This window comes from Aliidiomarina shirensis (assembly GCF_003987345.1).
GTDB classification, from domain to species: Bacteria; Pseudomonadota; Gammaproteobacteria; order Enterobacterales; family Alteromonadaceae; genus Aliidiomarina; species Aliidiomarina shirensis.
The window spans coordinates 583,440-602,853 of the sequence record NZ_PIPP01000002.1 but is presented as its reverse complement, the minus strand read 5'-3'; the positions used below and the strand labels follow the sequence as shown (position 1 = coordinate 602,853).

Below are 19,414 nucleotides of genomic sequence, written 5' to 3'. Positions count from 1 at the left end.
CCCCCTTTTTGCTTAACTAGGTAAAGTTATACTTAGTTTATTTTACAACTGCTCTGCATGCGGCAGTTCATGTTCAGGAATACCTTCTTCTTGATCAACTAAATAGAATTGCATCCAACGCATTAATCGCAGTGCGTAGTCCATTTGCGAAGCAGAACGGCTATTCCCATGGCCTTCACCTGGATATAGCACTAAGCGAACGGGCACGTTGCCATGCACTTTCAAGTAGCGATATAGCTCCATTGATTGACTTGGGTGAACGCGCGTATCTTCAGCGCCGTGCATAATCAGAATTGGCGTTCTGCCTTGCTCGGCCCAGTAAATTGGGCTGCGCTCTAAATACCACTGCCACTTATCCCAAGGATAGCTGCGCGCATGCACGAGGTGCATTTCGTTCGGAATGTCGGTGGTACCAAATTTTGATAGGTTATTTGAAATACCTACAAACATTACGCTCGCCGCAAAGTGCTCAGTTTGCTTGGTAGCGCCCCAAGCAGATGCAAACCCGCCATACGAGCCACCGGTAATGCCAACGCGGTCTGGATCCGCGATACCCATTTCAACTAAATACTCTTTCGCTGAAACGATATCATCGAATTCTTTACCGGCGTAATCGTTTTGTCCGAGTTTACTGAACTCTACACCTCGGCCTGTGCTACCACGGTAATTAGGGAAGAAGGTTGCGAACCCTTGTTGCGCTGCAAACCAAGTTGGGCTTGAGTATCTATCGTTCCAGCCGTTCCGCACGTGCGCTTCAGGACCGCCGTGAACAGACATGATGACCGGAGCACGCTGACCTTCTTCATAATCGTGCGGATATACCAAGATACCTTGTAAATCAACATTATCACTTGTGGTGTGGTTGATCACTTCTTGGCGAGGCTGACGAACTTCTGCTAACCAAGGGTTGGAATCGGTTAAGCGCGTTAGTTCACCGCTATTAAAGCTAAAAGCCTCAGGTGGATGCGCAGGGCTATGGCCAATAAGGGTAAGTTGATTACTGGCACTCGTATCTGCGATTCGGCTAAATACGCCTTCGCCTTGCTCAATCAAAGTGCGCGTACGATTTGAAGAAACATTTGTTACTCGAACCTCAGTTTCCACATTGATATCAGCAAGCCACACAAGCTCATTGTTACTTTGCCATATTAAATCTTGAACGTGGCCCGCAAAACCTGGGAATAGATCACGCACTGAACCAGTTTCAATATCAGCATGGAACAAGCGCCCAGTTGCTGGATCGTGCTGATCTTCACCGCCAATAAATGCAAGCTGTGAACCATCAGCAGAAAACGCCGCACGGCCTAGTTTACCGTTCGTATCAAAACGTACAACTTCTTCGCCACTTGCTGTGATAATCGCATATTTACTCAGCATCAGATCATCATCAACCATGGTGGTTGGTGCTACACGAACGAGTAATTGCTCATGCTCAGGGCGAAATTGCACTGAATGCACATGTTCATCTAAAGCAATTACCGAGGCTTCTTTTTCTTCACTCTCGGTATCTAAAAGCCAAATCTGAGTTTTTAGGCTTTGCTCTTCATAAACTTGTGCGCGGAATCCTTTTTTCGCAAGTTCCTCTGCTTTTTCCGGCCCTTCTTCTCTTGCCGTAAATGCAATCCAGCGACCATCACTGCTTTGGCTAAAACTGCCAATGGCTGTTTCATGTTGGAAGAAGCGTGTTGATTCACCACCCGTTAACGGTACGTGATATAAGCTGGTATGTTTATCATCACCACGGCTGGCTAGATAGAAAATACCTTTATCATCAGCACTAAATGCTATTTGGCCAATGCGAACATCACCGGTGATAAACGGAATGATATTCCCTTCAGCATTACGCACAAACAATTCACTGTATGCTGCACCATCATCATCTTGATAAGGTGTACGAGCGCGGAAGCGAGTAAACGCAGTGTAGTTGCCGTCGCTAGACGTAATAGCTTGGGTTACGCGTTGAATGGTTATGGTTTCTTCGAGGGTGATATCGCGTTGCTGTGCTTGGGCATTGCCCACTAGCAATAACACGATAACACCGAACCAGACTGAGAGTCGGTTCATAGGCTTCTCCTTGGTTAATGCAGATGTTTAGCCTATTAAGGGCTATATTTTTGTCTGCAATATGAATACTACCGAGTTAGGTAGCGTGGTTAATATCGAAATAAGTTTATCAGGAGTGGGGCGTTCACGCATCTTTGTTACTGAATATGGTTACTTTGTATTACTGCTGCCTTTGCTGGCGCTGAAGCTTGCTTGTAGCGCTGTAGCTCCACGAGCAATCATACGTAATTCGAGGATTGTATCTTCCATCAGTTCGGCTCGATCGCTTGCTGGTAAATCGAGCGCGTCGGCGCCAATACTGAACATTACACGAACCATTGCATCAGCTTGTAGCCGCGCTAAATCTTCAGGTAGTTGCCGTTCGTTGTGGAGGTAATCAGCAAGTTCAGATTTAAAATGTTGAATTTCTCGAGCGATGGCCAATCGAAACTCTTTTGAAGTGCCACTATGCTCTTGTAGTAGCAAACGGAAAACACTGCGGTTGTTACTGATGAAATCCATGAAGATATCGACAGAAATACGAATTACGGATCCGCCATCGGCTAAACGTTGGCGCCCTTGCCGTAACAACTGCCGCAAGGTTAACCCACCTTCGTCAACCAAGGTAAGGCCGAGTTCATCCATATTTTGAAAATGACGATAAAACGATGTGGGGGCAATATTTGCTTCGCGAGCAACTTCTCGCAGGCTCAAACTCGAAAAAGCGGTTTGTGGGCTAAGTTGGCTAAGCGCTGCATTAATCAGTGCGCGCCGAGTTTTTTCTTTTTGCTTTGCCCGAATGCCGGTCATATGGCGTTGTCCAAGAGTTGCGATATTAAAATGTAATTTATCAGTGAACAGCTGTTAGATCAATTTTTGCAAAGGCACTTGATTAATTCCGCGATTAAAGATAAATTCGGCGTACAGTTGTTCGCTAAAAAGTTGTATAAAATATGAAAAAACCGCCAATTATTTGGTTAAATGCTAGCCTTTTTACCATTACGTTCCTTGTTGCCGCTGTAGGCACGCCGCTTTATCTCTTTTATCAAGGATTTAGTTGGGGCTTATTTGCAGCCTTCGTAATTTTGGCTGTATATGCTGGCATTTCTATTACCGCGGGATATCACCGTTTGTGGTCGCATAGAGCTTGGGATGGGCATTGGAGTGTGCGCTTAATATTCGCCCTCGGGGGAGCATTGGCGTTGCAGAACAGTATTTTGCATTGGTCTTCAGATCACCGAGAACACCACAAGCACGTTGATCATAAAGATAACGATCCGTATTCGATTTCTCGCGGCTTTTGGTTTGCGCATATCGGCTGGATGCTACGCGAGTATCATGAACACCGCTACAATGATTATTCGAATGTGAAAGACCTGCAGAAAGATAAAATAGTTATGTGGCAGCACAAATACTATTTACCCCTCACCTTATTTATGAATATTGGTGTTCCTTTGCTAATCGGTTTCGCTCTTGGCCAGGTTTGGGGAGCGCTTTTAATTGCGGGCTTCTTGCGTTTGGTTATTGGCCATCACACAACGTTTTTCATTAATTCTCTCGCCCACGTATGGGGCAAGCAAACGTTTACCGATAAGAATTCAGCACGAGATAATGGTTGGATAGCGCTACTCACCTATGGCGAGGGTTATCATAATTTCCACCATATTTTCTCTGGTGATTATCGCAATGGCATTCGTTGGTATCACTTTGATCCGAGTAAATGGCTGATTCGTGCATTTTCATGGGTTGGTTTAGCAAAGAACTTAAAGAAAGCGAACCCTTACCAAATTGAAAAAGCGCGTTTAGAAATGAAGATAAAACGCGTAGTAGCGAAGAAGCCTTGGTTGGCAGAACGGTTACAAGAAGAATACGAAGTGATGTTAGGTGAGATGCAGACCTATTATCAAAGTCAAAAGCAATGGCTTACACGCCGTAAACAGATCCATCGCCAATTACGAGCTTAGGTTTGATATCGGCTTTGAAAAAGGTGCGCTTACGGCGCACCTTTTTCGTTTAAGCGTTTAAGATCCATGCCCAAATCGGCACGGTAATTAATCCTACGAGTATTCCATAACCTACAAGCGATGCCACAAAGCGTGGCTTAAGCCCTGCGCTTATCGCCACTGCACCTGCGGTAATCATGAATGGCATCGAGGCCTCTAGAACGGTTACTTGAGCCGCTAAATCATTTAGATCAAAGATACGAATAATGGCTAATGCCGCAGCAGGGAGGATGAGCAGCTTAATCACCATGGCAATCGAAAATGGCAATAAATCGCTACGTGGAATGCGAAACTGCAATTGGAAACCAACGGCAATCATAACGACCGGCACTAGAGTGGCGGCGAGATTGCTGATCAGCGTCTCAAGAATGCCGGGATAGGTTTGCATGCCAAAAAGTAACGCGACGACAAGCGCAATTACCGGTGGAAATGTAACCAAGCGTTTAGCCATACTCAGCTTACTGAGCTTTTCTTCACTGCCATCATCTCGTTTACCATAAACAGCGGCAAAAAAAGTAGCGAAAAACGCGAGGCCTATAAACGAACCTACTTGATCATAAATTACAGCATAGGGCAGGCCAGCAGTTCCAAAGAAAGTTTCTACCATAGGAAAGCCTAAAAACGACGTGTTCCCTAAAGGCACAACAATCAGAAGCGCGCCGGTAAGCTCGCGCGACCACTTAAATACTTTTGCAGATAAGAGCACTAAGCCGATGGAAATCGGAAATAACACCCAGGGCATAATGGCGGGTGTTAATATCGATCGAGTGATATCAAGATGCGGTAAGTGCAGTAAAATCATGGCCGGAACGGCCACGTTAATCACATACTGATTTAACACTTGGCCAGTGTTTACCGGCATTAAGTGGGTGCGCTTTAGCACGAGGCCAATGGCCAAATAGGCCAGAATTAAAAGCATCGCACTCATACTAAAATATCCTTATACACCCTCAAAAGCTCATATCGCATGGCTCTGCTTAGCCTCAGCGCTTTTTCGCGTTGGCGAAGGCATCGGCAAACGCGCTGTTTACTGGCGCATTGTTTCCCGATGCGCTTCTACCGGAACTATTGTTCCGTTGGGGTGCTGGTTTATTCGTTGTATTTCGCGAGCGTGAAGGTGATTTTTCTCCCGTATTGGTGGAAGCTTTCACCGCACTGCTAGTTTCCGGAGTAACGGGATCGTGCAAACGCATGCTTAAGGCAATACGCTTCCGATCGGCATCAACTTCCATCACTTTCACTTTCACGACTTCGCCAGCTTTTACCACTTCGTGAGGGTCGTTGATAAACTTGTCGGAAATAGCAGAAATATGAACTAAACCATCTTGGTGCACCCCAATATCCACAAATGCACCAAAGTTAGTTACGTTGGTAACCACGCCTTCAAGGGTCATACCGATTTTTAAATCATTAATAGTTTCGACACCATCTTTAAATTCAGCGGTTTTGAATTCTGGGCGAGGATCGCGGCCTGGCTTTTCTAATTCTCGAATAATATCGATCACAGTAGGCACACCAAAGTGGCTATCGGTGTAATCTTGAGCGTTTAAACTCTTTAAGAAACCGGAATCACCAATAATATTAGCGATATCACGCTGGTTCGCTGCGGCGATGCGCTCAGCAACTGGGTAGGCTTCGGGATGCACAGCTGATCCATCAAGTGGGTTCGCTCCCGCCATCACGCGTAAGAAACCGGCGGCTTGCTCGAAGCTTTTCGGCCCCATACGCGGAACTGAAAGTAGATCTTTACGGCTACTAAAGGTGCCGGTTTGCTCGCGATAGTTGACAATGTTTTGTGCTAAATTCCGATTCAATCCGGCCACGCGTGCGAGTAGGGGCACCGATGCAGTATTTACATCTACGCCAACAGCATTCACACAATCCTCAACAACCGCATCTAGGCTCATCGCCAATTGCGATTGGCTTACATCATGTTGATACTGGCCAACACCAATAGCTTTCGGTTCAATTTTTACCAGCTCAGCGAGTGGGTCTTGCAATCGGCGAGCAATAGAAACGGCGCCACGATAGGAAACATCTAAATTAGGAAACTCCAGCGAAGCGAGTTCAGAAGCAGAATAAACCGAGGCGCCGGATTCATTCACCATTACTTTGGTAAGCTTCAATTCTGGATTTGCCGCCATGAGTTCAGCGACTAACTTATCGGTTTCCCGCGAAGCAGTACCGTTACCAATAGCAACAAGCTCAACTTTATGCTGTTTGCATAAAGCAGCCAGCGTGCGGATAGATTTATCCCATTGATTTTGTGGTGCATGGGGAAAAATCGTGGAACTGCCTAAAAGTTTTCCGGTGCCATCAACAACCGTTGCCTTAACGCCCGTGCGTAGGCCGGGATCGAGCCCAAGCGTGGGTCGTAGGCCCGCAGGTGCAGACATTAATAGATCTTTTAGGTTACGGGCAAAGACATCGATAGCTGCGGTTTCGGCAATTTCGCGTAATTGCCCGAGCAAATCCGTTTCCATACGTGGCAAGATTTTCACTCGCCATGTCCATTGTATGGTTTGTTTGCGCCATAAACCGGCAGCGGTATCACTAGTATCGAAATTAAAATGATTGGCGATAATGATTTCGTATTGGCTGGTTCGAACCGCATCATCCTGCTCAGGATCGGGGTTTAATTTTACTTGTAGAACGCTTTCATTACGGCCTCGCAGTAACGCTAAAGCCCGATGCGAAGGAACTTTATGTAAGGGTTCTTGATAAGCAAAATAATCTCTAAATTTAGAACCTTCTTTCTCTTTGCCCGGCACCATTGTTGATTCGATGTTCGCTTCACGCCAAAGTTTGCTGCGAATTGATTTCAGCAATTGAGCATCTTCCGCGAACCGTTCCATCAGGATAAAGCGCGCACCTTCTAAAACAGCTTTGGTATCGGCAAACCCCGCATCGGCATTCAAGAAGGAATGCGCAAGCTGATCGGGATCGTCATTGGCAGTGATTAAGGTTTCGGCAAGAGGCTCTATACCCGCTTCTATTGCAATTTGGCCTTTGGTGCGGCGTTTTGGTTTGAACGGAAGGTATAAATCTTCCAATTCTGTTTTACTTAAACATTGGTGAATAGCCTGCGCCAACTCAGGGGTAAGTTTATCTTGGTCGGCTATACTTTTAGCAATAACTTGGCGGCGCTCATCAAGCTCGCGCAGGTAAGTAAGGCGTTGGGCTAAACTGCGTAGTTGAATGTCATCGAGGCCACCAGTGGCTTCTTTTCGATACCGCGCAATGAATGGAACGGTGGAACCGTCGTCGAGTAAGGCAACAGTTGCGGTAACTTGGTTTTCACGAACATTAAGTTCATCGGCGATAACTTTGGCTATATTTACACGAGCAGCAGACATTCAACTTCTTCCGTTTCTGCGAAAAATAATGCTACTGATACTACCACGAGGGGCCGCCGGGGAGAACTATAACGGGGCTTGTTTGTGGCCAACAGAAACTTTATTTAGGAAACTGGGTGCGCGTATGAGGAATAAATGTTCGCCTCAGTTTTTTGCCTGCTTCTCTGCTTCTATACGTAAGTAAATTTCTTCGCGATGAACCGCAACGTTATTTGGCGCATCAATACCAATTTTAACCTGATTTCCATTAACAGCGAGTACGGTTACTTTGATATCATCATTAATCATGAGCGTTTCGCCAACGCGGCGGGTAAGAATTAGCATTTACAATTTTCCTTAGCGCAGAGGGAGGACCTATATATCTAGGCTCTTGTTGTATAATTTATCTTCTAAAAAGCAAAGCTTAATCTTTGAGCTTTGGTTACTGTAACTATGACTTTTTATCAGCACGATGTTTATCTGTCAAAGATCATACACTACTGTTATAAAGTATCGTACCAAAAATTCTACTTATGCGACAACTGGTGTCGCATGATGGGGATTAATATGCAAACCAACCTGATTACTAGTAAGGGTTACACGGAATTGGAGCGCGAGCTCGATCACTTGTGGCGCACGGAAAGGCCTGAGGTGACCCGGAAAGTTGCGTGGGCAGCGAGCTTAGGAGATCGCTCGGAAAATGCCGATTACAAATACAACAAACAACTTCTTCGACAAATAGACCGACGTATTCGTTATCTACGCAAGCGATTGGAGCAAGTGAACGTTGTACAATATAACCCGCAACAGGCAGGGCGCATTTTCTTTGGTGCTTGGGTAGAGATTGAGAACTCGCAGGGAGAAGTAAAACGGTTGCGAATTGTTGGGCCCGATGAAATATATGGGCGCAGTGATTACATTTCGATTGATTCCCCAATGGCGCGTGCACTGCTGAAAAAGCAAATGGATGACGAGGCGGAGGTGCCAACGCCTTCTGGGATGAAGCAATGGTTTGTAAATAAAATATGGTATGAGCAAGATTAAAAGTTTAAATGTGGGTTAGAAAGCATTTGTTTGCCTTCAGTGCATAAGCCTTTTAAACTGCTTGAATATATTCCCTAGCAATTAAATTAAATAATAAAGTGCAGGAAAGTACATGGCCGAAGTGGACGATAAAATTCTTATTGTGGATGATGATGTTCGCCTGCGGGCTTTGCTTGAGCGGTATCTTCAGGAGCAAGGGTTTTCTGTTCGCGTAGCTGCCGAAGCCGAGCAAATGGACAGATTACTACTTCGAGAAAAATTTCATTTGATGGTTTTAGATCTTATGCTGCCAGGCGAAGATGGCATTTCGATATGTAAGCGTTTGCGCGAAAGCGGGAACAATATACCGATAATTATGCTCACAGCGAAAGGCAGCGAGATGGATCGTATTTACGGCCTAGAAATGGGCGCTGACGATTACCTAGCGAAGCCATTTAATCCTCGCGAGCTGGCGGCAAGAGCGCGTGCCGTGTTGAAGCGGCAACAAAGAGAAGTTCCGGGAGCACCAACATCGAATACTAATGATTTCTGCTTCGGGAAGTTTAGGTTCAATACAGCAACTCGGGAATTATATTCGGGTGACAACATGCTTCCGCTCACTAGTGGGGAATTTGCTGTATTGAAAGCTTTAGTTACGCATCAGCGTGAGCCATTATCACGAGATAAGTTGATGCATTTAGCGCGTGGCCGAGATTATAGTGCGTTGGAACGCAGTATTGATGTTCAAGTTTCGCGTTTACGGCGTATGATTGAAACTGACGCATCCAAGCCCCGGTATATACAAACTGTATGGGGCCTAGGGTATGTGTTTATTCCAGATGGCTCGGTGGAAAACTAACAGCTATGAAAAGGCTGTTTTTGCGCACTGCGTTTGCGCGTACTATGGCGCTCATTGCAGCTGTTCTAGTATTAAACTTAGCACTTACCTATATCGTGCTTACCGTTTATGTTGTTAAGCCAGGTGTTAATCAGCTGAGCTATTTACTCGCTCGACACGTGCTCGTAGCGCAGTGGGCGGAACAGCAAAGCAACGAGCGGGTTAAAATTAATATTAATCAACTTAGTGGCGTTGAATCGTTTAGCTACGCCGAAGCTCAGCAAAACGGCCTATTGCAAGCTACGCCGTATTCCTTTCTCTCTGAATTGTTCTACGAAACGTTGAATGAGTCTGCAGAAATTCGTATAGGTAGCCAAGACCGGTTATATATTTGGGTGCAAACTTCGAGTAATCCGCGATGGTTTCGAGTACCTATGGCCTATCTAGACGATGGCCGCTTTTCTCCGTTGATTGTTTTCCTGCTCCTCATTGGCTTATTCAGCGTTATTGGTGCTGCTTGGTTTGCGCGTTCATTGAACCAACCATTAAAACGCCTTGAATATGCTGCTGAACAAATGGTTCGTGGTGATTACCCTCAGCGCTTACCAGAAAAAGGCGCGAGTGAATTGCAGGCGGTTATTCGCGCTTTTAATCGTATGACGCGCACAATGAGCCAAGTAGAAGATGATCGTGCTTTGCTGTTAGCGGGGATATCGCACGATTTGCGCACACCATTAACCCGTATCCGCTTAGCTGCAGAAATGATGGACGATTCCGATCCTCTCGTAGAGGGCATCATTAGTGATATTGATGATTTGAATGGTATTTTAGCGCAGTTTAGCGATTTCGCTCGAGCGCGGGAGCGGGTAGGTTTTGAATTCTGTAATCTGAACGATTTGCTGAAAGAAGTGGTCACGTCCTCGCAATATATCGAACAAGATTTGATTAACTTGAATCTGCAAAGATTGCCCGATATGGAGTTACAGCCGGTAGCAATCAAGCGCATTATTGCCAACTTGATGGTGAACGCAAAGCGCTATGGTAGCCAACCATTTGAAATTCAAAGCGGCCTTAGTTTTGATGAGGAATATGTGTGGTTTAGTATTCGCGACCACGGTGTGGGCATTCCCGAGGAACAGCTGGAAAGTATGTTCGAGCCATTCACGCGCGGAAATACTGCCCGTAGTGACGAAGGCTCGGGTTTAGGCCTCGCGATTGTGAAGCGCTTTACGCTGATGCATTCAGGTAAAATTGAAGCCCGCAACGAAACTGATGGCGGGCTCAACATCAAGATCTCGCTACCGCGTTACCCTAACTCGCTGGACCAACTCGATTAAGCCCATTTAACGCAGCTACCCGATATGCTTCAGCCATTGTTGGGTAATTGAAGGTAGTGTTCACGAAGTATTCAATCGTGTTGCCACCATTCTCTTGTTCCATAATAGCTTGGCCGATGTGCACAATCTCAGAAGCACGTTCGCCGAAACAATGTACGCCGAGTATCTCTTTCGTTTCGCGATGGAACAACAGCTTCAAGCTACCTACCAAAGTATCGGCGATTTGCGCGCGCGCCAAATGCTTGAATTGAGCTCTACCCACTTCATAAGGCACGTTGGCGGCGGTAAGTTCTTCCTCCGTTGCACCCACAGAACTAATTTCTGGAATGGTGTAAATTCCAGTGGGGATATCGGAAACCAATTTGCTTTCACAACTGCCATCAATTAACGCGGTTGCGGCGAAGCGACCTTGATCGTATGCGGCGCTGGCTAAGCTTGGATAGCCGATGATATCGCCTACAGCATATATGTGATCAACCTCAGTGCGATAATTTTCATCTACTTCAAGTTGACCGCGTTCATTTGGTTCTAACCCTACCGCTTTCAAATTCAACTTTTCTACATTACCGGATCGGCCATTGGCAAACAGTAAACAATCGGCAAAAATACGTTTGCCGGATTTCGTTTCCAAGATCACACCGTCGTCGCGTCCGGTTATCCTTTCGAATTCTTCGTTATGGCGAATAACCACACCGCTATTACGCAAATGGTAGCTAAGCGCGTCGGAAAATTCCGTATCTAGAAATGAGAGCAACCGCTCGCGCATGTTCACCAAATCGACCTTCACACCTAAGCCTCTAAAAATACTGGCGTACTCACAGCCAATAACGCCCGCACCAAAAATGATGATGTTTTTCGGGTCATGCTTCAGCGATAAAACGCTATCCGAATCGTAGATTCGCGGGTGGCTGAAATCGATGCCGGGTGGCCGATATGGGCGAGATCCTGTGGCAATAACAACGTTATCGGTAGTAATAGTATCTATCGAACCATCGGGATGCGTTATCCGCAAACTATGCGCATCAACAAAACTAGCTACGCCATGGATAACGGTTACGGAATTGCGCTCATAAAAGGAGCTGCGTAACTTAACTTGTTTACGAATTGCTGATTCGGCGTATTTCAGTATTTCTGAAAAGGTAAGTTTATGTGGCATTTGCTGGCGTGAAAAAAGCGGGCTGGCATTATATTCGATGAGTCGGCTTACCGCATGACGCAGCGCTTTAGAGGGAATAGTGCCCCAATGGGTACAACCACCCCCTAAGCGCTCTTCCGCTTCGATCATAGCCACATTTTGTCCACGTTTTGCGAGCATCATAGCGGCGCCTTCACCGCCAGGGCCAGAACCAATTACTACTGAATCAAAATGATGTTGTGTGGCCATGAATTATTCCTGTATTCGAAAGCATTAATATCAATAATGGCTGGAAAAAATAGCTTCATCAACCAAGTTTTGGTAACTCAGCAAATGAACTGATTTGCGGGTGGCGTTGAAAGTTGTTTGCAGGTAAACCGCTATCTGGATTTGAAATACCCAAGGTGTAGCGAATACCAAACTGCTTTGCACTATCTAAAATATGCTCGCCGTCATCAACGAATAGTGTTCTTTCCGGATCAAAAGGAAACTCCGATTGCAGGCTCTGCCATAGCTCTTGAAATTCCTTGCAGTAGCCAAATTGATGGGTTGAGAATTGCTGCGGGCACAAGTTTTCGAGCGGGACATGTCGGTTTTTTAATGCCAAAGCATCGGGATGCGCATTGGTAATGATCGCTACTCGTTTGTTGGCTTGTTGCAGATCAGTGAGAAAGTCAGGTGTATCCGGCCGAAACACAATTAACTCTGCGGTTTCTGCTTTTAACTTACGAATTGGCAACTGCAGTGTTTGCTCCCAATAATCTAAGCAGTACCAATTGAGCGTTCCCGCCACTTTCTTGAATTCTTGGCTAATTCGATGATGGGCCTCTTCGACACTAATTTGCTCTTTCTGGGCGTAGTGAAATTTCAGTTGTTCGTTCCAAAAGTTATTATCGTAACGTAAGTCGAGCAGGGTTCCGTCCATATCGAGTAAAACGGTATCAATGGCAGACCAATCAAGCATGGGCTTTTCCCTTCCTTAAGTTCGTAGTATGGTTAATGAGTTCGAAACTACTTTTGGTATCTGCATGTCTTCTAAACCTATGCAAGAAAAGCAAGTTCCCGTCATTCTCTCGCGACAGATTGTAGCGAAAAGTAGGCTGCTGCGCATTGAGGCGATTGATTTAAAGTTTAGTAATGGTGAGTTACGCCAATATGAACGCATGCAGGGCAGTGGCCGCGGCGCTGTTTTAGTTGTGCCGTTACTCGACGAAAATACTATGTTGCTCGTACGTGAGTATGCAGCCGGGCTGCACAACTATCAACTTGGCTTCCCCAAAGGTTTAATTGACCCTGGTGAAACACCGGAACAAGCCGCTCAGCGAGAGTTGAAAGAAGAAATTGGCTACGGAGCGAAGCACTTTACGCTTATGAAATCAGTGAGCATGGCGCCGGCCTTTTTTTCCGCAAACATGACACTGTTCATCGGCGAGGGGCTATTTGCAGAAAAGTTAGAAGGTGATGAACCAGAACCGTTAGAGCTTGTACCTTGGCCAATTGATGCCGTTGATGAATTGCTTGCTCAACCTGATTTTACCGAAGCGCGCAGTGTTGCCGCTTTATTATTGATGCAGCGTTGGCGTTCACAGCAAAGTAAATAGGAACCAAGCGCATGGAATACAGTAAGCTCATAACGCCACTCAGTGATATTGCTTTAGAAACCGCTGAATTGATTTTGCAGTATTACCAGAAGGGTAATTTTAAAACCTACGAAAAACCCGATGATTCACCGGTAACGACGGTAGATTATGCGGCAAGCGATCTGCTCGTAAAGCGATTGCAGCAACTAACGCCGGATTTTCCAGTGCTTTCCGAAGAAGCAATCCAACCATGGCAAGTGCGCCGAAATTGGCAACGTTATTGGCTGGTTGATCCGCTAGATGGTACCCAAGAGTTTGTTGCTGGTAGCGGTGATTTTGCTGTGAGTATTGCTTTAATTGAAAGTGGCGTGCCGGTGTTAGGGATGATTGCTTGGCCGACGGAGCAGCGTTTGTATTATGCGGTACGTGGGCACGGCGCATTCCGGAATGATGGTGCCGGGAGCAACCAAATTCACGTTCGCAAGTTAAAAAATCCAGCAACGGATCCAATCGTAGTAGCATTGAGCCGCAGGCAGCCGAAAGAGAAAATTCTAGATCGTTACCGTTCCAAGCAACCTATTGAAGTGATACATACCGGTAGCTGTGCATTAAAATCAGCGCTTGTTGCTGAGGGCAGTGCTGATGTGTTTATGCGTATTGGGCCAACGGGAGAATGGGATACGGGCGCGGCAGAGGTATTGATCGATGAAGCAGGCGGGACGTTAGTAAATACTCACTTTCAGCCATTGAGTTATAACCAGAGTTCAGACACAGGAAACCCTGATTTTCTGGTGTTAGGTGATCCGGCCATTGATTGGCAGCGAGTGTTTCCAGCGAAAGCAACCGGTTAACCGCTATATCCTAGTTTGTTGCCGGTACGATATTCACCGATTCGTGCAGCTCGGAATAAACTATAATAGCCTCGCCATTCTCAAGTTGTTTCCGCACATCGGCTACTTTTTCTTCCAAACTACGCTCTTCTTCACCGTAATCGGTGCCTTCACGTAAAACGAAAAACTGTATTAATTGCTCTAAGGTTTCTGGATCGATTTCTTGATAAGGAATTTTCATGGTTTACCTAAGGTTCTTATTCGTGCTTTTAAAGGGATGGATCACATTCGTTTACAATTAAAGTGGCTTATACTTGAGCTACGTATTGCTTCTTTCGCTTGAGAGCAGAATAATAACAAATACCTAAGTGTAATGTTTTATATTAACAACAATACAGGAACACCTCATGTTTGTGCGAAATGCAGCTTCTGCTGCTTCTAAAACGGTTCGAGCCCTTGCTATTGTAGCATCGGCCACTATGCTGCTTGCAGCTTGCCAACCTTCGCCAGCGCCAGAGCAAGCCGCTGTTGACCCACTAACCATTCACATTAGTCCGAATGATGCTCGCGAATATCGTGCGTTAGAACTCGATAACGGTTTACGTATCGTGCTCGTTAGCGATTCGGAAGCTGAAAAATCAGGTGCAGCCTTAGCAGTTTATGCCGGTAGCATGCAAAATCCTGATGAACAATTAGGGCTCGCTCATTATCTCGAGCATATGCTGTTTTTGGGTACGGAGAAATACCCAGATCCAGACGAGTATGGCGATTTCATGTCGCGCAACGGCGGTATGCATAATGCTTATACCGCTGATGATCACACCAACTATATGTTGGAAGTGAACAACGATGCGCTACCAGAGGCATTAGATCGCTTCGCTGATTTCTTTAAAGCACCTAAGTTCTATCCTGAATATGCTGAAAAAGAAGTTAACGCGGTGGATTCTGAGTGGTCCATGCGCCGAGCCTCTGATGGTTACATCTTGTTCTCTCTGAACAATATCTTAATGAATCCAGAGCACCCAATTGCGCGTTTCCGTATCGGTAACAACGAAACGTTATCGGATAAAGAAAACAGCAAGTTACACGAAGAAATGCTGGCATTCTATGAGCAGTATTACTCAGCGAATCTGATGACTGCGAGTATTGTAAGCAATCGTTCATTAGATGAACTAGAGATGCTTGCTCGAGAAGCGTTTTCAGAGATTCCAAATCATAATGCTGAAGTACCAGAAATTTCTGTGCCTGCAGCTACGCCTGCGCAGTTACAACAAAAAATCTTCTACAAGCCGCAAATGGAAATGCGTCAAGTAATGCTTGATTTCACAATTGAAAACAACATGGAAGATTACCTCGCAAAACCAAATCGTTTGGTTGCGCACCTGATTAACTCAGAAATGCCGGGCACACCTGCGGCTTTATTTCGTGAGTTAGGCTGGATCGAAGGCCTAGGGGCTGGTGCTAGCGCCAACTCATACGGTAATGCGGGTCGATTCCAAATCGCGGTAACCCTTACGGAAGCTGGTATGGAGCATCGCGATACCATCATTGGTGTGTTGTTGCACTATATCGAACAGATTCGCGCAGAAGGTGTTGATGAGAAATATCACGCTGAATTGGCTACTGTTCTAAACAATGAGTTTACGTTCTTACGCCGTACGGGTGCATTTAATTATGCAACGTCGTTGGCTTCAAACCTTCTTTACTACCCGTTTAATCATGTTATTGATCATGCATATCGTTTAGAAGATTACGACGCTGAAAAAGTAGATCGCGTGCTGGCGCAACTTACCACCGACAACCTTCGCGTATGGTATGTATCGCCGCAAGAAGAAACTGATCAATCAATGTACTACTTCGATGGTAACTATAGCGTGAAGCCAATTACTGACGAAGATTACGCGAATTGGCGTGTAGCCGCGCAAGATTACGTGGTTTCTTTACCTTCAGCGAACACCTTATTTCCTGAAGATTTGAGCTTGGTTGCTGAAGAAGTGCATAGCAAACCGCAGCAACTTCTCGATGAACCTGGGATTTCAGTTTGGTTGAAGCGAAGCGATCGTTTTGCAGAGCCGCGTGCCGAAGTAACCGTTCGCATGTTCCAGCCTACTTTTGAACGTTCAATTCAAGAGCAAGTTGCGGTTCAAGTGTTAATGGATACGTTTGGTTTATCGCAGCAAGCACTCTCGCGTGAAGCATCGATTGCGGGAACCGGATTTGGCTTGTCGGCTGGAAACGGCTTAACGCTTCGCCTTTCTGGTTTTAACGATAAACAAGCGCAACTTGCGGAACGGGTAATTACTAGCTTTGCTGAGTTTGAACCATCAAGCAATGCGATTGCTCAATCGGTTGATCGTTTACGCCGTAGCATCCAGAACCAACGTTTGCAGTTCCCAATGCAGCAATTGTTCCCAGCGTTTAATCAAATCATGCGTTTGCCTTCTGCAAGCTACCAGGACCAGTTGGCCGCTCTAGCAGAAGTAGACCAAGAGTTGGTTATCGCTATGCGTGATCAATTATTGCAAGGTAACGTAATTCGTACCTTTGCATTTGGTAATTACAGCGATGCTGATGCAGTAGCGTTAACACGTAAAGTTGCTGAGTTGGTTGGTGTTGATGCCGAAGCGGAATACCGCAGTGCACCAATCGTAGAACCAACCGATGAGTTGCGTTTAACTTGGAATGATAATCTTACTCTGGAAGACGCAGCCATTTTAGATGTGTGGTTGAGCCCTGAAGATAACCTCGATTCGCGTGCGAAAGCTTGGCTGTTATCAGAGTTAATGCACAATCGCTTCTTCACTGAATTGCGTACTGAAGATCAACTTGGCTATGCCGTGGGTGCTACGCGGATTAACCTAGATGATTACTCAGGTGTAGGTTTCTATATTCAAAGCCCGGTGCGTGGCCCTGCAGGCTTGCTTGAGCGCTTTAATAAGTTCAGTAGTGATTATGCAACGCGCTTAGAAGAGTTAACTGAAGACGAGTTTGCTCAGGTTCGTACCAGTGCGCTTACCGATTTGCTGCAGCCACCGCAAACACTTGGCCAAGAAGCGGGCCGTTACAGTGGTGATTGGGCAAATGAGCGTTATAGCTTTGATACTCAAGAACGTATGGCAGAAGCATTGCGTGCACTTAGCTTGGCTGATGTGCAAGCATTTTATAAATCGCTAATCGTCGATGGTGAAGGTACTCGCGTTTTGATTCAAATGCGTGGCACCAAATTTGCTGAAGAAGATTTCGGTTCTATTGAAAATGAATTAGTAATTGAAGATTTCACTTCTTGGAGTGAATCACAACAGTAATTGCTACTGAGTACGCAAAAGCCCGCTATGTAGCGGGCTTTTTTGTATCTCATGGTGAAGTTATTCTAACTCAGCTAATTGTTCACTGATTTCAAACCATTCACTTTCAACGGTTTCAAGGGTGGCTTTCACTTTTGCTTGCTCTTGCAGAACTTTGGTTAGTTCGTCTTTTTGGCTGGCTTGATACAAATCCGTATCGGCTAACTTCGCTTCCAGTTCACGCAAACGCAGCTCTGCTTTTTCCATCGCTAATTCGGCTTTTTTCAATTTATCGCGAAGCGGTTTAAGCTGCTGCCGTTGTTGCGCCGCAGCTTGGCGTTGCGCTTTCTTATTCTGAGCCGAATCTGGGTTTTCACTGTTATCAGTAGTATCTAACGCTTTTTGTGCGGCGGCTTGTTGCTCCAACCAACGCGAATAATCATCGAGATCACCTTTAAATGCAGCTGATTCTCCATTTGCTACCAAGTAGTAATCATCAACGGTAGCCCGCAGGAAGTGCCGATCATGGGAAACGATAACCATCGCGCCACTAAACTCTTGTAAAGCGCTTACCAAGGCCTCACGCATATCTAAATCAAGGTGGTTTGTGGGCTCATCGAGTAATAGTAAATTCGGCTTTTGGTAAATGAGGAGCGCTAACACCAAGCGAGCTTTTTCGCCACCTGAAAAAGGCCCCACAGGATCGTAGGCGCGATCACCAGTGAAGCCGAAGCGGCCAAGGTAATCGCGCAATGCCTGCTCTGGCGCCTTGCGGTCGATGCGGTATAAATGGGCGATAGCGTGGTCTTGCAAACTCAAGGTATCGAGCTGATGTTGCGCAAAGTAGCCAATTACTAAGCCCGCACTTACTTGCCGCACACCATGCTGTGGGGGCAACTCACCTGCAAGCATTTTCATGAGCGTTGATTTACCTGCGCCATTGCGGCCAAGCAAACCGATACGGCTACCAGGTACTAAGTTAAGGTGGATTTTGCGTAATATCGTAACATCGCCGTAACCTGCTTGAATATTATCAAGCTGAATCAGTGGGTTGGGCAGCTTTGAGGGCTCCGGGAAGCTCAAATCAAAGGGCTCCTGATCACCCAACGGCGCCGTTGCTGTTAGTTTTTCTAGTGCCTTTAACCGGCTTTGCGCTTGCCTTGCCTTAGTTGCTTGTGCGCGAAAGCGGTCTACGAAGCTTTGCAGGTGTGTTCGTTGAGCTTGCTCTTTTGCATATTGCTGCTGCTGTTGAGCTCGCCGTTCACTGCGCTGGCGCTGAAAGCTAGTGTAATCACCACTGTATGAAAATGTTGATTTACGTTCAATATGGATAATGTGCGTAACTACCGCATCAATGAAATCACGGTCATGGGAAATTACAATTACTGTGCCTTCAAATCGTTTTAGCCAGCTTTCTAGCCAAACGATTGCATCAAGATCCAAGTGGTTCGTGGGTTCATCGAGTAGTAATAAATCAGAACGCGCTATCAGTGCTTGCGCTAAATTCAACCGCATTCGCCAACCACCGGAGAAGCTTTTCACTGGCGCATCAAGTTGTTCCTGCGTAAAGCCTAAGCCGGCGAGTAACATCGCCGCTCGCGCTTCTATATGATAACCGCCGATTGCATCAAGGCGGCCGTGCAAGCTAGCAATAGCATTTCCGTCAGCTTTTGCTTCGGCTTCATCCAGTTCCGCTTTAATTTGCGTATACTCTGCATCGCCGCTAATTACATAAGCGCGCGCGGGTATATCAAGTGCAGGTGTTTCTTGCGCTACACTAGAAATACGCCAGCCACTGGGAATATGAATTTGGCCATCATCTTCCTTCAATTCACCACGAATTAACGCAAACAAAGACGATTTTCCAGAGCCATTCGCGCCAACTAAGCCAATACGTTGGCCGGGAAAAATGCTAAACTGTGCTTCTTTGAGCAGTTGTTGGCCGCCACGAATGAGGCTTAGGTTATCGGCTTGAATCATAACTACTAGATATCCAAATTTTGGGG

The 19,414-nt window shown here is 46.0% G+C and carries 16 protein-coding genes; 7 read left to right on the top strand and 9 right to left on the bottom strand.

Annotated elements, in window-relative coordinates; translation table 11 throughout:
• Positions 1-42: 42 nt before the first annotated feature.
• A complete protein-coding gene (locus CWE13_RS06840) occupies positions 43-2,064 on the bottom strand; it encodes a S9 family peptidase (RefSeq protein WP_126807106.1) in 2,022 nt (673 codons plus the stop codon).
• Between the two features lie 150 nt (positions 2,065-2,214).
• Complete coding sequence (gene fabR / locus CWE13_RS06835; RefSeq protein WP_126807104.1) at positions 2,215-2,853, bottom strand: HTH-type transcriptional repressor FabR; 639 nt, start codon at positions 2,851-2,853, stop codon at positions 2,215-2,217.
• Between the two features lie 143 nt (positions 2,854-2,996).
• On the opposite strand from fabR, the gene CWE13_RS06830 reads away from it, so the two are divergent.
• Positions 2,997-4,007, top strand: a complete 1,011-nt coding sequence (locus tag CWE13_RS06830) for an acyl-CoA desaturase (protein WP_126807103.1) — start codon at positions 2,997-2,999, stop codon at positions 4,005-4,007.
• A 49-nt stretch (positions 4,008-4,056) separates the two neighbouring features.
• Here the strand turns inward: CWE13_RS06830 and CWE13_RS06825 are convergent, their stop codons facing one another.
• The 3 genes from CWE13_RS06825 to csrA all read right to left on the bottom strand — a co-directional run bounded on the left by CWE13_RS06825 (position 4,057) and on the right by csrA (position 7,726).
• The gene (locus tag CWE13_RS06825; RefSeq protein WP_126807101.1) at positions 4,057-4,974 is read right to left on the bottom strand and encodes an AEC family transporter; all 918 of its coding nucleotides are present in this window, start codon (positions 4,972-4,974) and stop codon (positions 4,057-4,059) included.
• A 55-nt stretch (positions 4,975-5,029) separates the two neighbouring features.
• Positions 5,030-7,402, bottom strand: coding sequence for a Tex family protein (locus CWE13_RS06820; RefSeq protein ID WP_126807099.1), 2,373 nt, complete (start codon positions 7,400-7,402; stop codon positions 5,030-5,032).
• Between the two features lie 144 nt (positions 7,403-7,546).
• On the bottom strand, positions 7,547-7,726 hold the full coding sequence (csrA, locus tag CWE13_RS06815; RefSeq protein ID WP_126807097.1) for a carbon storage regulator CsrA: 180 nt from the start codon (positions 7,724-7,726) through the stop codon (positions 7,547-7,549).
• A gap of 222 nt (positions 7,727-7,948) precedes the next feature.
• On the opposite strand from csrA, the gene greB reads away from it, so the two are divergent.
• From greB to envZ, 3 genes are all read left to right on the top strand, one after another.
• On the top strand, positions 7,949-8,425 hold the full coding sequence (greB, locus tag CWE13_RS06810; protein ID WP_126807350.1) for a transcription elongation factor GreB: 477 nt from the start codon (positions 7,949-7,951) through the stop codon (positions 8,423-8,425).
• Between the two features lie 112 nt (positions 8,426-8,537).
• Positions 8,538-9,263 carry an osmolarity response regulator transcription factor OmpR gene (ompR, locus tag CWE13_RS06805; RefSeq protein WP_126807095.1) on the top strand — a complete coding sequence of 242 codons (726 nt, stop codon included), beginning with the start codon at positions 8,538-8,540 and terminating at the stop codon, positions 9,261-9,263.
• Positions 9,264-9,268: 5 nt separating this feature from the next.
• The gene (gene envZ / locus CWE13_RS06800; RefSeq protein ID WP_157980942.1) at positions 9,269-10,579 is read left to right on the top strand and encodes a two-component system sensor histidine kinase EnvZ; all 1,311 of its coding nucleotides are present in this window, start codon (positions 9,269-9,271) and stop codon (positions 10,577-10,579) included.
• Here the strand turns inward: envZ and sthA are convergent.
• Together sthA and yrfG are read right to left on the bottom strand one after the other, a co-directional pair.
• Positions 10,554-11,963, bottom strand: coding sequence for a Si-specific NAD(P)(+) transhydrogenase (sthA, locus tag CWE13_RS06795; RefSeq protein ID WP_126807091.1), 1,410 nt, complete (start codon positions 11,961-11,963; stop codon positions 10,554-10,556). The two genes, envZ and sthA, sit on opposite strands and share 26 nt — an antisense overlap.
• A 58-nt stretch (positions 11,964-12,021) precedes the next feature.
• Complete coding sequence (gene yrfG, locus CWE13_RS06790; RefSeq protein ID WP_126807089.1) at positions 12,022-12,678, bottom strand: GMP/IMP nucleotidase; 657 nt, start codon at positions 12,676-12,678, stop codon at positions 12,022-12,024.
• 64 nt (positions 12,679-12,742) lie between these two features.
• Between yrfG and nudE the strand changes: the two genes are divergently transcribed.
• On the top strand, positions 12,743-13,315 hold the full coding sequence (nudE, locus tag CWE13_RS06785; protein WP_126807087.1) for an ADP compounds hydrolase NudE: 573 nt from the start codon (positions 12,743-12,745) through the stop codon (positions 13,313-13,315).
• A gap of 11 nt (positions 13,316-13,326) precedes the next feature.
• Positions 13,327-14,145, top strand: a complete 819-nt coding sequence (gene cysQ, locus CWE13_RS06780) for a 3'(2'),5'-bisphosphate nucleotidase CysQ (protein WP_126807085.1) — start codon at positions 13,327-13,329, stop codon at positions 14,143-14,145.
• Positions 14,146-14,155: 10 nt separating this feature from the next.
• On the opposite strand, the gene CWE13_RS06775 is transcribed toward cysQ, so the two are convergent.
• The gene (locus CWE13_RS06775) at positions 14,156-14,365 is read right to left on the bottom strand and encodes a YheU family protein (protein WP_126807083.1); all 210 of its coding nucleotides are present in this window, start codon (positions 14,363-14,365) and stop codon (positions 14,156-14,158) included.
• Positions 14,366-14,531: 166 nt separating this feature from the next.
• Here CWE13_RS06775 and ptrA point away from each other — a divergent pair, with 166 nt between their 5' ends.
• Complete coding sequence (gene ptrA, locus CWE13_RS06770) at positions 14,532-17,429, top strand: pitrilysin (RefSeq protein WP_126807082.1); 2,898 nt, start codon at positions 14,532-14,534, stop codon at positions 17,427-17,429.
• A 60-nt stretch (positions 17,430-17,489) separates the two neighbouring features.
• On the opposite strand, the gene CWE13_RS06765 is transcribed toward ptrA, so the two are convergent.
• Positions 17,490-19,388, bottom strand: a complete 1,899-nt coding sequence (locus CWE13_RS06765) for an ATP-binding cassette domain-containing protein (RefSeq protein WP_126807080.1) — start codon at positions 19,386-19,388, stop codon at positions 17,490-17,492.
• Positions 19,389-19,414 lie beyond the last annotated feature (26 nt).